Raw genomic sequence first — 16426 nt, forward strand, 5'->3', positions numbered from 1 at the left:
ATGTTAAGAACTGAAAATTTCCCCAGAAATTTCGCCATTTACGGCAATCCCACTGCCGGAACGGGCAATATGCGCACTTTGCTGCAAAAGGTGAGCAGCGCTTTCGGGAAGCAGGGCATCCTTTACACCGTTTTTGACAACGAGTTACCACCCTCGCTCAGCACATTCACCGACCTGCTGGTTATTGGCGGCGATGGCACGCTCAACCATGTGGCGAACCATTTCGGAGAGATTATCATACCTATCAGCCTCATAAGTGCCGGTACGGGCAACGACTTTGCCTTTTCCCTGCACGGTGCCCGCCTCGGGATCGACGAGCAGATACGGATAGCCATAGAGGGCAAGGTGCGCTGGCTGGATGCCGGCATGTGCAACAACCGCATTTTCCTGAACGGCGTGGGACTGGGTTTTGACGGCAAAGTAGTGAAAAACATGCGCCGCGGCAGCTGGCTCAGCGGCCACCTCGCCTATTATACCAAGGTGTTCCTGCTATTATTCTCCTATAAGGAACGTTACCTCACCATCAATACCGACAACGCCGCCTTTAACGGTTATTTCTTCATGATCACGATCGCCAACGGCTCCTCTTACGGCGGCGGCTTCCGTATAGCCCCCGACGCTAACCTTGCCGACGCTATGCTCGACGTGATACTCATCCGCGAAACCTCTCTTTGGGACCGGCTGTTTAATTTGCACAAGGTAAGGACAGGCCGCCACGAAAACGTTCCCTTCATCTCTTCCGTACGCACCCGTGGTATACGGATAGAGTCGCCCGCGCCATTGGATATGCACCTTGACGGAGAGTATGGTAAGGGCAGGGAGTTTAACATCATGGTAGCCCCCTGTAAATACAGGTTCAGGAGTTAGGTGGAAGTAAGGAGAGAGTATGGTGAAGCGGAGGGTGAGACCTGTTTTTAGCACACGGGTGTGTTTGCGACAGGGGTATAGATATGGAACAGGCAGCAGGAACGTCACCCGGGCCGCCGTTATTATCATAGTAGCACTGTATGGCCCGCCCAGTGTTGTTGTGCCCGCTGAAGGGAGTGACACAACGGCGGCTGAGTAGAATTCCCAAAGCTTGTCCCACTTTATTTTGAAGATCATTCGCTTGCTGTTCGTATGGCCATCCATCATTCGCTGCTGCATAAATTGGAATAAGTCAAATCCTATTTTTATCTTCATGGCGGACACATGGTGAATAATGGACATACAGGGGACGATGCATTGCTGCTGGGCAGGATGAAAAACAACAGCAGTGATGCGTTCAATCAGTTGTACGAACGTTACTGGCAACAGGTGTACTCCGCAGCCTTCAAACGCCTGAACGATGCCGATATGGCCAAAGATATTACGCAGGACATTTTCCTGACGCTTTGGACCAAACGGCATGAACTGGAGATCCGCAACCTGCCTGCCTATATGTTTACCGCGGTACGCAACCGGGTGCTCAATCAAATAGAAGCGGGCAAAAAGTTTGTGTCCATTCCCGAACTACTGTTGATGGAACTCCCCTCTTCCAGGGCCGACCAGGCCGATGCGAACGCGCTGAAAAATGAATTATTACTGGCTTATAATGCGCTGGTAAACACCATGCCCGCCGCCCGGCAGGCCATATTCCGTCTTAGTTACGAAGAAGGTGCTTCTACAGAAGAAATTGCCCTTCAATTACAGATTTCCCGTAAAACAGTACAGAACCAGTTAGGAAAAGCACTCGCGCAACTGCGGGCGTCGCTGGCGCTGCTGATGTGGGGGATCGCTTTTGTTCATCTGCCATAGCGGGAAGGCCCCGGTAATCCCCGTCAGAAAAAATAAATTGCCGACGCGTGGGATTTTATTCTTTTCGCCTGTCATTATCATAGAGCGTACTACAATCTATGGACAAAGCTTATTTTCTTGAATTATTAAAACGTTACCGCGAAGGTGTTGCCACTGCCGAAGAAGAACGGTTTATTCATGCCTACTATGATATTTTTGAGTCGCAGCAGGACGTTACCGGCCTGCTTACCGACGCGGAAAAACAGCGGCTCAAAACCATGCTTCACGCCGGCATATGGGACAAAATTGCACAACAGGAAAGTAAGAAGGCTGCTGTGCGGCGTGTTTATTTTAGCTGGTGGAAGGCCGCTGCCGTATTTGCGATACTGGCCGGCGGCACATTGAGTGTAATGGTATTGAAACGGTCGCCCGAAAAGCAGGCCGTAATCGCTGATCAGCAAAAAGTAGCACCGGAGCGCGAAAACAGCCTGGTGCAACTGCCGGACGGCAGCACGGCTATTGTAAGTCCGGGCAGCCGCCTGCTGTACCCGGCCTCTTTCGAAGGTCACGATAAACGGGAAGTATACCTGGAAGGCAAAGCCTTTTTCGACATTCGTCACGCATCATCCAAAATATTTATTGTACATACCGGCAACCTGCAAACTACAGTACTGGGTACTGCCTTCGAAGTACAGGCATTGCCGGGCGCGGACAATATTACTGTAACCGTGGTAAGTGGTAAGGTAAAGGTGACGAAACAGCAGCAGCCACTGGCGGTACTTACAAAGGATGAACAGGTTGTGATTAAAACCGCCAGCCTGGAAACCATACGGCAAAAAACAGACGCCAAACTGCTGATGGCCTGGAAGGCCGATGATATGTTATTCGACGATGTGACGCTGAAAAATGCGGCACTGCTGCTTGAAGAACGTTTTGGCGTAAACATCGTAATCGAAGATGAACAACTCATTAACCAGCGCTTCTCCACCACATTCGGCAAAAACGAAAGCCTGGAACAGGTATTAACCAGCATCTGCGCTTTCAACAACGCATCATACACTTACGATAAAGATCAGAAAATCGTGCGCATCAGCCGTAAATAACTAACAACCAAATGAAATGTATGTTCCGTAACAACCAGCCACCTTAATTAAAAAACCTCCGCATTCAACTTACTTGCAGGTAAGCTTTATGCAGAGGCTTATGTTTTAGCTTTCAAACACCCGCTGTAACGGGAATTTGTATCACTTCTAACAACCAAAATTATGATTTTTTCTGCACGCGAGGCAGGATACGGGCTTGTTTTTCTTATACGAGCCCTATGGCCACTATTGATTAAAATTATGCGCATATCCGTACTAGCCGCCTTCCTGGTAACTTTGTTTACACACATACTGCTGGCAGCCAATGCAAATGCACAGCGTATCGAAGATCAGGTGATCGAATTATCGCTGAAAGATGAAACGCTGCTGGATGCCTTCCGTAAAATCGAGAAGCAAACAGGCTACCGTTTTATGTACCGTAAATCGGATGTCAGCAACATTCGCCACCTTAGTACCCGCCCGGGTAAACATAACCTGGCCGAAGTACTCCGGTCGCTGCTTTCGCCCGCCGCGCTTACTTTTAAACAGGTAGACAATCGCATACTCGTACAGGCCCAAACCACTACTACCGCCGACACCTCCAGGAGTATATCCGGCAAAGTGACCGGCGACGACGGGCAGCCTGTAATAGGCGCTACCGTAATATTGAAACAAACGCGTTTAGGAACGATCACCAACGAAGAAGGCAACTTCTCCTTAAACGGTGTTGGCGAAAATGCAGTGCTTGTGATCAGTTCATTAGGCTACAAACAAATGGAAGTAGCGCTGGACGCCCGCAACGACTTCTTTATACAACTACCGTTGCAAACAGGCGGTTCGCGTTTAAATGAAGTAGTGGTGGTTGGGTATGGTACCCAGCAGAAAAGGGAATTGTCTGGCTCCATTGCCAAAATAGGTACGCTTAAGCCGGAAGAAAACATGGTGAGCAATTCCATTACGGCATTACAAGGCCGGGTAGCAGGCCTTACCGTACAAAATACAGGTTCGGGGCCCGGCTCCATGCCCAACTTCATGATCCGCGGCATACAAACCACCCAGAGCAATGTATCCGGCTCCGGCTCCAACCCGCTGATCGTGGTGGATGGACTGGTAATAGATGCGGCGCCGAGTGGTGCGAACGCCAACTTTAGTATGATGAACCTGAATCCTCAGGACATTGCATCGATCGAGGTACTGAAAGATGCCGCTTCGTCGGCCATCTACGGTGCGCGTGGCGCACAGGGCGTTATACTGATCACCACCAAAAAAGGAACATTCGGTGCCAAACCCGTGGTAACCGTAAACAGTTACTGGGGTAAAGCCAGTTCGCGTTTTAGTTACAGGCCGCTTAACAGTGCGGAATACGAAACCGTATTTAAAGAGGCCCGCAGCAACCGCATCGGCGATATAGACCGGCAACTGGGTGCCGGCGGGCTTACACCCGGACAAATTACGCAGCTGCAAAACGAAAGGCAGATTATGCAATCGCAGATTAACCAGTTGCAAATGGGCGATACGGATATTAACTGGCTGGACCGCGTGGTACCACGCAACGCGCCACTCAGCAACATCCAGGCTAATGTGAGCGGTGGCAGCGAGCAAACCAGCTATTACTTTTCGTTCGGAAAGTACAGCGAATCGGCGGCCGATGGTGTGGGGAAGCTCGATCGCTATTCAGGCAAACTGGCCGTTACACAAAAGGTGAACCGCTGGCTTAAAATGGGGGCCGACCTGGCAGTGTCAAAAGTGGTACGCGATGGCATTCTCAGTGCCATCGGAGGCGCCATTAACGCCCGCCCCGATACGCCGGATTCTATTCCGGTAACTGCGGATGGTACCTGGGCATACGCCTATGGCTTACAGGAACATCCTTTAGGCATTTTAACAGGTTATCATAAAAACCAGAACGACGCCTGGAACTATACCGGTAATGTATTTGCAGAAGCCAGCCTTACTAAGAACATCTCCTTCCGCTCCATGCTTGCAGGCTCCAAAAGTGACATTCTCCAGGAATATTTCATGTCGCCCCTCAGTTATGGCGGCCAGGGCGTAAAAGGCGATTATATCAGCGAAGGCAATAGCGGCTTAAGGTATACAGCGAATAACGTACTTACATGGCGCTTCCTGTTCAGCAAACTGAAGGGCGATGCAGTATTGGGGCAGGAATTTACCGGCAACCAGTATAAAACGACAGCATTTAACTACCAGGGCTTTCCCATGTCGTCTGGTCTGTGGGAACCAGGTAATGCCTCATCGGTAACCAATTACTATATGTCGGGCAACCGTAAATACGAAGACTTTACCGAATCTTACTTCCTGCGCAGTAATATGAGCTGGGATGGCAAATACCTGTTGAGCGCAAGTTTGCGTCGCGACGGCTCCTCGAAGCTCCGTAATAACCGGTATGCCTGGTTCCCGGCTGTTTCCGGCGGATGGATACTATCGGAAGAAGCTTTCCTGAAGCAACAGTCGCTGGTCAACCTGCTGAAAGTACGCGGCAGCTATGGTATTACCGGTAACATCAGGCCATTGGGATTGTTTGATGTGGAAGACCTCGTAAACAGCGTGCCCCACCTTAATTCACCCGCACTCCGGCTGAGTACCACCATGGGTAACCCTGACCTGAAATGGGAGCGCACGCGCCAGTACGATATAGGGTTGGACGTACAATTGCTGAACGACCGTTTGAGCATTACCGCTGAATATTATATGAAGAAAACCGATGGGTTGCTTACCAGTATGCAGATTCCCTGGTCCAGTGGCGGATTTATATCGCAGCGTGTGAACCTCGGCGGTATGGAAAATAAAGGGATAGACCTGTCGGTTTCCTACGGTAACAAAACCTCGGGCAAGCAGCAGTTTAAGTGGGAGCTTAGCGCAGTGGCCAACTTTAATCGTAACAAAGTAACACAACTGCGCGATTCCGTAATTGGTTATGGCGTGTATTACCCCGGCAGTCCGCAGGGGTTCATCCGTCTGGGTCAACCCGTGGGCATGCTGCAATTATATAAATCGTTGGGCGTGAATCCCGAAACGGGCGACCTGATGTACGAAGACCGTAATAAAGATGGGATGATTACTCCCGCGGACATGGTATTTGTAGCGGTTGCACAACCTAAATCAACCGGCGGCTTTACCGCAGATTTAGGCTGGAAAGGATTTACGCTGAATACACAGTTTGCGTTTACCATTGGCAACAAAATATTCAACTTCAGCGAGCAAACTGCACGCAACTATGGGTTTGATATATATACCGGCGTAATGAGCAATAAGCCTGACTGGGTGCTGGACCGCTGGAAAACACCAGGCGATAAAAGTTATTATCCCAGGGCCATTACAGGTCCGCATGGCGAAGGCAGTACCACCGACTGGAATACCCGGGCATCTACCCACTACCTGTTCGATGGTTCTTACCTGCGTTGCCGGAACATCACATTCGGTTACGATGTACCGGCACAGTACACGGGTAAAATAGCGATGCAGCAGGTTAGATTGTATGTATCCGCACAAAACGTATTTACGATCAAAGATAAAGCCCTGCTTGCCGATGATCCCGAACAGGCGCTGGAAAGCGGCATACAGCAGTCGGTTGCACCACTGCCGCGCTCTTTTTCCATAGGCTTTGATATACGTTTCTAGCATCACCTTAAAAAAGATCAAACATGTCTGTTAAAAATATTATCACCATACTTTTTATCATGATAGCGGGGCTAACAGCCTGCGACCGTTACCTCGATCAGCCCGTGCCCGATACGGCCATCAGCCAGAAACAGATCACCGAACAGGATGTACCATTATTGCTGAACGGTGTTTACAAAACAACACTTAGTTCGTGGCCCCCACAGTCCTACCCGATGACGGACATCTACAGTGACGATATTGTGTCCATACAGGGCGGTAACCCGGCTCAGTTTAACCCGCAGGCTTACGAGGCCTGCGAACCCTATCCGGCCGATGGTTTCGGCATTGGCCGGTATTATTCGTCGGCCTATGGTACGGTGGGCAACGCAAACTTCCTGATCAACTTTATACGCCAGCGCAACAATCCTGCTCTTCATCAGGCATTAGGAGAGGCGCTTACCTTAAGGGCATTCGCTTTTTTACAACTGGCGGAAATATTCGGCGGCGTTATTATCACCACACAAAGTGAAACCGATATAAATGTCATCAGGCGCAACAAACAGCCCGAACAGGAAGTGTATGACACTATTATCAGCCAGTTGCAGCAAGCCATTCCGCTGATGGGTGATTTTACTTCCCCCAACCGGATGTCTAAACAATCGGCACAACTGCTGCTGGCCCGTGTACTGTTGCAGCGCGACCGTGCGCCCGAAGCGCAGACACTCGCTACTGCAGTGATTACATCCGGTAAAAGACAGCTTTTAACCGGATCATTTTCGCCGATCTTCCGCTTTAACAGCAGCGCGCGTGAAATGCTGTTTCAAACTGCCGAAGGGCCGGTACAATCGGCCTACGATCGTTACGGGCTCTTCTCCCTGTATAGCCCTCCCGCTCCTTTCCGCGGTAACGGCACCGGACTTACCTGGATGGATGACCAGCTGGTAGCCCTGTACGAAACCAGCGATACCCGTCGTGAAGTGATCCGCATGCAGATGAACGGTACTGTAGGCAGGCAGCTGAACTACCTGCTGAAGTACTCCGGCGACACCTTACAGGCCGCCGGCAATGTGTACTGTATTTACCCCCAGCTGCGCATCAGCGAGGCCTACCTGATTGCGGCAGAAGCTGCGGCCAGGCAGGGTATTGTAGACGTAACCTATTTCAACGAGCTGCGTGCCGCACGAAATGCCAGCATTCAGTCAGCCGGCGATTTTGCCAGTCCGGAAGCCTTTCTCGCTGAGATTGAAAAAGAACGCCGCCGTGAACTGGTGGGCGAAGGCAGGCGCTGGCAGGATATGCGCCGCTTTAAATCGGCCCTGCCATTTCTTAAGGATAAAGGTCGCGACAGCACTCGCCTGTACTTCCCGTTCCCGGCCACTGAACTAACACGTAATATTAAACTGGATCAGAATGATGGTTATTAATTTAATGTGCCTGTTAATGGCGGTTAACCTGCAAACGGGTGAAGGTTATACAATAAAAGGCCATATAGATGGGGCAGAAGGGAAGAAGATATACATGTACCGAAATACGGGGGTAAGTTCTCCAACAGACTCCACGCAGATCGTTAATGGCAAGTTTACATTCACCGGCAAACTGGAACATCCGCAGCAGGCATCTATTTATATGAAAAATAAAGCATCGCTGTCTTTTTTCGTGGATGCAGGTGAAACAAATGTGTTTATCAAACCTGATTCCGTGGCCTATTCAAAGGTAGCCGGGGGAGCGACACAGGTCTCGTACGAACGCTATAAAAAAGCGACCGCAGAGATCAGCAGAAGAAGTGATGAGCTGTTTGTTGCGCTTCAAAAAGATGGGAGTAAGAGAGATAGTTTACTTGGCGTATTCGAAAAACTGCAGCAGCAGGAATACGGTGTGATCTTACCGGCATTCATTAAACAGTATCCTGACAGCTATGTAAGTTTGTATAAACTCCGGGAAATGGTGCGATTCAGTTCACTGGCAACACTTGACAGCCTCGCTGCCCGCCTGTCGCCAAAACTACTGACATCAGCCGTTGGCGTTGCATTGCAGCAGGAGCTGGCCACTATACGCCGGGTGGAGCCCGGGCAGGCCGCACTGCACTTTTCGTCCAAAACCCCGGAAGGCAAAACAATCAGCACCGCCGACTATAAAGGCAGCTACCTGCTGGTCGACTTCTGGGCCAGCTGGTGCAAGCCCTGCCGCGACGAGAATCCGGAACTGAAACGTATTTATGAGAAATTCAGCGATAAGAATTTCAAAATACTTGGCGTATCGTTCGATAAAGATTCGCTGGCGTGGACAAAAGCGATTGCAGATGACGGGCTCACGTGGGACCATGTATCGGACCTACGGATATGGAAAAACGAAGCAGCAGGGTTGTACAACATCAAAGCTATTCCGGACAATATCCTGATTGGCCCCGACGGAAAGATTATTGCAAAAACGCTACATGGGAAAGAACTCGAAGAAAAATTGAAAACCCTGTTTCAATAACGCTTACAGCTTCCTTTTAAATAGGAGCAAATTAGGAACGATAGTGAGCATCTTCTAAAACGAAGAAGGGGGCGACTAAAAAGTATAATACCTTTTTAGTCGCCCCCTTGCTATAATGTATATATACCGAACTTATTTAGGGTCCAGTGTGTTGTTGATCCTTTCCACCAGGTCCTGAACATGGTAGCGGCTCAGGGCATCGGCGTTACCGGCACCGGCGCGCAGTTCGTTACGAAGTGCTACCAGGTGAGCGCGGGAAACGCTGTATACATCGCTCTTCATCGGAGAAGCGCTGGCTGCACCGCCCATCGCCATTACCATTGGGTTAGGGGCAGTTTCCTGAGGTTTAACGATGTTGATCATTGCCGTTACATAAGACTTCTGCAGGTTACGACGGAACACCTCAATAGGCTGGCCCGCTGCCACTTCCTTAAAGATGCCTCTTTTCAGGTCGTTCAGGTACTCGTCTACAGGGTACGCTTTCGCGCCATAGTTAGCCTGGGCGTTTACCATTTTGTTAAGCGTGTTGCTGCTTAACAGGCGGGCAAGCACCTGCTCCTGCCTGGACAATACCAGGGTAGTAGCGTTGGCGTTGATGCGGCTGATGATATCAGTGTTAATGATCCATTTAGGCGTGGTGAACAGGTTAGTCTGTAAGAAAGCCACTGCCTGTTTCTGCGTAGCTTTTGGTACGATTTCGTACACAGCACCGGTTTGTTCTACCGTTTTAGGCGTTTCGTAAACACCGCCGATGTTTTTAGCCACGTGCCCATTGTAACGGCCAAACTGACCTAATACTTCGCTATACACTTCAGCGAGGTCGGTATAACCTTCGTTCTTCACTTTAGTCCACTCGAGCAGATTAGGAATAATGCGCTGCAGGTTTTTGATACCATAAGTGCCGGCTTTCATCGCATCGTCGCCCAGGTCTTCGTTCTGCGAACGTGGATCGTCGGGGTTAGACTCTGTACCGAACCAGTATTTTTTATCTTTCAGCCTGTTGATTGTCCACTGATTGAGGACAGGCACTTCTTCTTCCGCAGAGTTAGCAGGTACATATTTGTAACCCCATTCAATCGCCCATTTGTCGTAGAAGTTAATGCGGGGGTACAGGTCGGCGCCGGTGATACCGTCGCCAGGTTGTGCTACGTAGTTAAAGCGGGCGTAGTCCATGATAGAAGGAGCGAAGCCGTTAGCTTTTACCCATTCTTTATCACGCAGTTTTTCTACAGGGAAGGCAGAGCTGGAACCGAAGTTGTGACGGAGGCCCAGGGTGTGACCCACTTCATGAGATGATACGAAGCGGATCAGGTCGCCCATCAGCTCATCACTGAATTGCATAGAACGTGCGCGCGGATCGTTAGGGGAACACTGTACCAGGTACCAGTTGCGCAGCAGGTGCATTACGTTGTGGTACCAGTTAATGTGGCTTTCGATGATTTCGCCGGAGCGGGGGTCGTGTACGTGAGGACCGCTGGCGTTAGGAATATCAGAAGGTTTGTAAACGATCGCAGAGTAGCGGGCGTCTTCAAGGCTCCAGGTAGAATCTTCTTCTTTGGTAGGGGCCATTTTAGCCATTACCGCGTTTTTGAAACCAGCCTGTTCGAAGGCAGCTTGCCAGTCATTAACACCGAGGATCAGGTATTTACGCCATTTTTCAGGAGTAGCAGGGTCGATGTAGAAAATGATAGGCTTCTTAGGTTCAACCAGTTCGCCCTTCATCCATTTAGCCCTGTCTTCGTCCTTAGGCTCCAGGCGCCAGCGGGTGATCATCGCAATTCTTTTAACACCCTGTGGATCGGCATCGAAGTCGGTGTAACCCGTAGCGAAGTAACCTACGCGGTTATCAAAGTAACGCGGCTGCATTGGCTTGGCAGGCAGCAATACGATCGAGCTGTTAAGTTCCACGGTAGCAGAACCGCCACCAGAAGGCGGCATGCCAGGTACCGGAGAGGCGCCGGATTTGCTGTACGTTTTAACCGTTTTGATTTCCGTGTTATTCGGGAAAGATTTTACATCCTGAATGTAAGATTTATCCGCCTGTGGCATACCCAGTCTCAGGGCAGTTTTATAGCGGGCATCGAAGAAGAGGATATCGTTATCGCCGGAGATATACTCAGTAAGATCAATAACGCTACCGTTGTTGCCTTTAGAGAACGCCTTAATATCGAAAGACGCAACTACCGGCTGGAGGTTAGAGTTCATCACCGCCGTGTACATAGGCATAGAGGAGTCTTTCGACCTTTCGGAGAAAGAGATGTTTTTAAGGAATATCCTGTTGTTAGGTCCTTTTTCGAAGCGGATCACGTTTTCGTTGATCTGGTCGCCGGCGTAACCGCTCATGCCCGAGCGCATATCAGCTGAAGCTTTGCTGATCCTGTTTACAACGAGGATATCGCGACCCAGCAGGGCATCAGCGATCTCGAAGAAGTAACGGTCGTCTTGTTTGTACACATTAAAGAGGCCCGAATCCGAAACCGCTTTAGGTGTAATGAACTCAGCGAATTTTTTAGGTGCAGCTTTAGGGGCGCCGGTAGAAGGGCCGCCCTGACCCATCATTGGTCTGGCTGTAGTGTCTCTACGGGCAGTAGTGCTGGCTGGCGTAGGAGTGGTGGGTTGATCTTTTTTCTTTTTTCTTTGTGCGTCGGCGTTTGCGGTAAATATGCAGGTTGCGCATATGATACCCGTAACGGCCTTCACAAATTTGCCGTGTAAATGCATGTTTGATCTGGTATTAATGATTGTTTGATTTCGATATACAGTTAGGAACAGGCATAGACTACTAAAAATGGTTGGTAAAATGCCAGGATGCAAATAAAGTCATAAAGTGTTAACTTATCAGTAAATTCCATAAACGTCTAAAAAGGGTTAAGAATGGAAAAAAGAGGCGGTTTGAGAGGGTAGGAAGTGTTGCATAAATAACTATTATATATATAAGGAGGGGTGTAGGAATGAGAACGCGTTAAAAAGGGTCAAAATGACATTTTCGATGATAAGCGGGTATGCTAGGTTATGGATAAAGGCGGCATTGTCAATACCAGCGGGGAAATACCCCTATAATGTGGAAAACAAAATTTCTGTTGGAACTTTTAATAATTTTCTTAAATTGTGCGTCCAACTTTGAAAATTTTCCAATCGATTCCCACGTCATGGAATCGGTGGACCCAAAGGAGGGCATGTTTACCATATTTTGTATTGTTATCTAAGTGTTTGCTCATAAAAATGTGTAATTGAACGAAACGCCCTACTGACAGGGCTTTCGACGGTGAGTTAAATTTTGGGACATTTTTTGAGCGGCACTTGTTTTTTTGGGGTAAGCGTATAACTTTGCGAATCACTGATTTTTAAATAATTACTAACAAAACAAACAGTTAATTTTTAACACTAAAAATTCAATCAACATGGCTGAGACTAAAACAACTGTGACTGCAGCTACTGCGAAAACATCATCTCATCAACCTAAGAAGTCTTCTAACCTGTTTGCCGTGTTGGCTGTGCCGATCTGCATCGCGATAGGAATTTTGTTTTATGTCTTTGTACTGGGTAACCCAGCAAACTTTGAAGGTGGTACAACAGAGGGACACCCTGTTGCTGAGGGTATTGGTAAATGGTTTGGTACCATTTATAAAGGTGGAGCGGTAGTACCTGTCCTGATTGCTATTTTGTTGGTGTGCCTGACTTTCGTAATCGAAAGGTTCATGTACCTCTCTAAAGCTAAAGGTAAATTCAGCGGTGCTGAGCTGGTAAGAAAAGTTCAGTATCACCTGGCTAACAAAAACATTGACGCAGCGCTGGCTGAGTGCGACAAACAGAAAGGTTCTGTAGGTAACGTACTGAAAGCTGGTCTGAAAAAGTACAAAGAGATGATCGGTAACACTGAGCTGGACACAGATCAGAAAATCCTGACCATCAAAAATGAGATCGAAGAAACAACTGCCCTGGAACTGCCAATGATGGAAAAAAACCTGGTGTTCCTGTCAACCATCGCTTCTGTAGCGACCCTCGTGGGTCTGTTCGGTACAGTATTGGGTATGATCAAGGCGTTCTCTGCGATGTCTAACACTGGTGCTCCAGATTCATCTGCACTGGCACTTGGTATCTCTGAAGCCTTGATTAACACAGCTTTAGGTATCGGTACTTCTGCTATTGCGATCGTAATGTACAACTACTTTACTACCAATATCGACGCTATCACTTACTCTATTGACGAGTCTGGCTTTACTTTAACTCAGAGCTTCGCGGCTAACCACAAATAATTTCGTACATTCTGTATGGAATTAGCGAGGATTTGAATCTTAATTAAAGTAAACACAAAAAGGAGTAAACATGCCAAAGATTAAAATGCCAAGGAAGAGCACTGCTATCGATATGACGGCAATGTGTGATGTGGCCTTCCTGCTTTTGACTTTCTTCATGCTGGCTACCAAGTTTAAGCCGGATGAGCCGGTAGTGGTAGTTACTCCGTCATCTATTAACACCTCCCTGCTTCCCGATGCTGACGTGATCCTGATCACGATCGATAAAGATGGCAGAGTGTTTTTTAGCATGGACGGCCAGCCGAAAAGAAAAAGACTGATCTCTGATCTTAACGAAAGTTATCATCTTGGTCTTTCTGACGCAGAGCAAACTGCTTTCGCTCTGGGTTCAAGCTTCGGTACCGAGATCAAAGCCCTGAAAAGCGTGCTCAATATGAAGCCCGACGATCGTAAAGGTTTTGAAAAAGGTATACCGTTGGATTCTGCCAACAATGAACTGGCAGTTTGGATCGAGTATGGTAGAGTTGCACAGGGACAAGACCTGAGAGATCTCAAGTATTGTATTAAGGCCGATAACCAAACGCCTTATCCTGTTATCAAAAAAGTGCTGGACACCTTCAAAGAGAAGAAAATCCAGAAACTCAACCTGGTAACAAACCTGGAAGAAGCACCGGCCGGATCGGCAGCAGCTATCTTCAGGAAAGAAGAGAAGAGTAAATAGTCGTTAGCCGGAGAGGTTAACGGTGATTTAAAAACCAAAAAAACAAGTTACCATGGCTGAAATGGATACCAGCAGTAGTGGTGGTAAAGGTAAACACGGCGGAACGAAATCGAAGAAGCAGAGTACCCGTGTGGACATGACTCCGATGGTGGATCTGGGCTTTCTCCTGATTACCTTCTTCATGCTCACCACCACTATGGCGAAGCCTAAGACTATGGACCTGATAATGCCGAAGGACACAGAAAAAGTGGAAGAGCAGAACAAAGTAAAAGAAAGTACTGCACTCACTATTCTGCTTGGCAAAAAGAACCAGGTTTACTATTACGAAGGTCTTGCTCAAGACCCTAACGCCTCGGCTAGCCCCGATTTCTTCAAGGCTACCACCTTTGCAAACAAAGACGGTATCCGCGATGTGATCATCAAAAAGAGGGATGAAGTTGCCAGACTGCGTAACGCAAAAGGACAACCCGAAGACGTAGTGATCATGATCAAAGCTGACGACCAAGCTGTTTACCAGAACTTCGTGGACATCCTCGATGAAATGGCTATCAACCGCATTCAGAAGTATGCGACCGTAGACATTACTGACCAGGACAAGCAATGGATTGCGTCTACCGAAACTGCAAACGGCATTAAATAATCAAGCAATTTATTTTGCATCCATAAATTAACAAGCAAATGGATTCAGCTAAAATCTTAAAGTCCGACTTTCTTGACATCCTTTTTGAACAAAGGAACAAGGAGTACGGTGCATACGACCTGAGAAGGCAGTATGAGAAGCGCGTGCGGAATTCCATCATCGGGACCGCCTCGCTGGCTTTATTGATTTTCGGCAGCTATCTGATTTATAGTAATCTGAACGCCGCCGATAACGATGCCAGCAACAAGCCTAAGGTTGAGGAGATCAAGATGCAGGATTTAGAGATCCCACCAGAGGATCCTAAAACACCTCCACCACCTCCGCCGCCTCCGGCACCACCACCACCAGTAAAACCAACAGTACAGTTCACGCCGCCCGTGATTAAAAAAGATAACGAGGTACCACCTGAAGAGGAACCTCCAAAAATCGAAGATATCAAGGATAAAGCGGTAAGTACCAAAACTGTTGAAGGCGATGTAAACGGTATAGATCCCGGATTGCTGAGCGATAGCAAAGGTACTGGTGTAGTAGAGGCTCCGCCTCCTCCTCCAAAAGAAGAGATTTTCACATTTGTGGAGCAACCTCCAACCTTCCCGGGTGGTGAGGAAGCACTTAACAAATATCTTAGCAAAAACATCCGCTATCCTCACCTGGCTACAGAAAATGGTATCTCTGGTACTGTATTCGTAACCTTCGTGGTAGATTCGGATGGTAATATTAAGGACGTTAAAACTGTAGGCGCCAAAAAAGGTGGCGGCCTGGAAGAAGAAGCTGTTCGTGTTGTACGTGGTATGCCTAAATGGAAACCAGGTAAACAAAACGGCCGCCAGGTATCTGTACAGTTTAACCTGCCGATCCGCTTTACTTTGCAAGAGTAGTACCCTGCTCTTCCATAATAGAAATCCCTCACTGGTTAGCCGGTGAGGGATTTTTTTTGATACTTATTGACCTGCTCTGGCTGTAACATGACCGCTGCCAACAAGCCGCAACTGATTTTTTACTTACTTTTGCTCCCTCAAAACCACTCAGTTGACGCAGTTCTCCCATATAAAACCAAGTGACGAATACCAGCCGCTGTGGCAGGCAATTGCCGATAATCGTATAGAGGAAGCCGGCTTCTTCATCAAACCATATAAGGCTGCCGCCTCCAAGCCCCACTCGGGTAAAGTGTTTCCTGCCCCGCTGGAGATAGCCGGCGTTATATTATCCGGCCAAACCCGCCTGCCCGACCCGAAACTGAACGCTGTTACGGGGGGCGATGCCCAGTTTGCTGAACTGGTAAGGTTATTCATGGCGTTGGAACAGAATGGCCGTTACGCAGCTGCCCGCCCCGATTTTGTTGACCTGCTGCTGGAGATAACTGAAGACCTGGCAGGCCAGATGCAGGAAGCCGCGGGCGACTACCCCAATACTTCCATTAAAGCCAATGTATGGATGGCCGGTGCTGTGATCAGAGAATGGTGCGGTGTGCTGGCCGACAGATTTTTAGTAACGGGAGATAAAGATGCCCGCTACAGCGTGTTGTATGATAAATGCAGCATCACCACTGCCATCATGAGTCATTACCCTCATAGCGTGGGGCCCGATATGGTAGCCGTAGGCATGGCCATGGAAGATATAGGCATGGCGGAAGAGTCGGTGAAGTTCTATAATGCCGTGATATCCGATATGGGGCCGATGGCAGAAGACCTGACCACGGTGCCTGCCGAAGAGATCATGGCAACGGATATTACTATGCTGGAGGCGCTGAAAACGGCATACGAACGCGTAACAGTGTTAACCGCTACTAAGCAATATCAGGATATGATCAGTATCGTAGTACCCATGATAGAACGCGGGCCAGGCCCCGAGCCGCAGGATGAGCAATAAATTG

General features: G+C 48.6%; 12 protein-coding genes. 11 read left to right on the forward strand and 1 reads right to left on the reverse strand.

The window, feature by feature from the left end; genetic code table 11:
- The 6 genes from QZT80_RS08450 (at position 1) to QZT80_RS08475 (ending at position 8936) form a co-directional block, all read left to right on the forward strand.
- Positions 1-867: a diacylglycerol kinase family protein gene (locus QZT80_RS08450; RefSeq protein ID WP_295120454.1), complete on the forward strand. Its 867-nt coding sequence runs from the start codon at positions 1-3 to the stop codon at positions 865-867.
- Between the two features lie 324 nt (positions 868-1191).
- Positions 1192-1776 carry an RNA polymerase sigma-70 factor gene (locus QZT80_RS08455; protein ID WP_295120456.1) on the forward strand — a complete coding sequence of 195 codons (585 nt, stop codon included), beginning with the start codon at positions 1192-1194 and terminating at the stop codon, positions 1774-1776.
- 98 nt (positions 1777-1874) lie between these two features.
- Positions 1875-2858 carry a FecR domain-containing protein gene (locus tag QZT80_RS08460; protein ID WP_295120458.1) on the forward strand — a complete coding sequence of 328 codons (984 nt, stop codon included), beginning with the start codon at positions 1875-1877 and terminating at the stop codon, positions 2856-2858.
- Positions 2859-3098: 240 nt separating this feature from the next.
- A complete protein-coding gene (locus QZT80_RS08465; RefSeq protein WP_295120460.1) occupies positions 3099-6476 on the forward strand; it encodes a SusC/RagA family TonB-linked outer membrane protein in 3378 nt (1125 codons plus the stop codon).
- A gap of 23 nt (positions 6477-6499) precedes the next feature.
- Positions 6500-7882: a RagB/SusD family nutrient uptake outer membrane protein gene (locus tag QZT80_RS08470; protein ID WP_295120461.1), complete on the forward strand. Its 1383-nt coding sequence runs from the start codon at positions 6500-6502 to the stop codon at positions 7880-7882.
- Positions 7869-8936, forward strand: coding sequence for a TlpA disulfide reductase family protein (locus tag QZT80_RS08475; RefSeq protein WP_295120463.1), 1068 nt, complete (start codon positions 7869-7871; stop codon positions 8934-8936). The genes QZT80_RS08470 and QZT80_RS08475 overlap by 14 nt, the downstream gene beginning before the upstream one ends.
- A 132-nt stretch (positions 8937-9068) precedes the next feature.
- On the opposite strand, the gene QZT80_RS08480 is transcribed toward QZT80_RS08475, so the two are convergent.
- Entirely contained in the window at positions 9069-11657 is a 2589-nt protein-coding gene (locus QZT80_RS08480; protein ID WP_295120465.1) for a zinc-dependent metalloprotease, read from the reverse strand.
- A gap of 680 nt (positions 11658-12337) precedes the next feature.
- Between QZT80_RS08480 and QZT80_RS08485 the strand changes: the two genes are divergently transcribed.
- The 5 genes from QZT80_RS08485 (at position 12338) to QZT80_RS08505 (ending at position 16422) form a co-directional block, all read left to right on the forward strand.
- Positions 12338-13192: a MotA/TolQ/ExbB proton channel family protein gene (locus QZT80_RS08485; protein WP_295120467.1), complete on the forward strand. Its 855-nt coding sequence runs from the start codon at positions 12338-12340 to the stop codon at positions 13190-13192.
- A gap of 70 nt (positions 13193-13262) precedes the next feature.
- Complete coding sequence (locus QZT80_RS08490; protein ID WP_295120469.1) at positions 13263-13913, forward strand: biopolymer transporter ExbD; 651 nt, start codon at positions 13263-13265, stop codon at positions 13911-13913.
- Between the two features lie 52 nt (positions 13914-13965).
- Positions 13966-14553, forward strand: a complete 588-nt coding sequence (locus QZT80_RS08495; RefSeq protein WP_295120471.1) for a biopolymer transporter ExbD — start codon at positions 13966-13968, stop codon at positions 14551-14553.
- A gap of 38 nt (positions 14554-14591) precedes the next feature.
- Positions 14592-15431 (forward strand): energy transducer TonB, encoded by an 840-nt coding sequence (locus QZT80_RS08500; protein WP_295120474.1) that lies wholly within the window; start codon positions 14592-14594, stop codon positions 15429-15431.
- 151 nt (positions 15432-15582) lie between these two features.
- Positions 15583-16422 carry a hypothetical protein gene (locus tag QZT80_RS08505; RefSeq protein ID WP_295120477.1) on the forward strand — a complete coding sequence of 280 codons (840 nt, stop codon included), beginning with the start codon at positions 15583-15585 and terminating at the stop codon, positions 16420-16422.
- Positions 16423-16426: the final 4 nt, after the last annotated feature.

It is taken from the genome of uncultured Chitinophaga sp., assembly GCF_902168175.1.
Lineage (GTDB): Bacteria > Bacteroidota > Bacteroidia > Chitinophagales > Chitinophagaceae > Chitinophaga.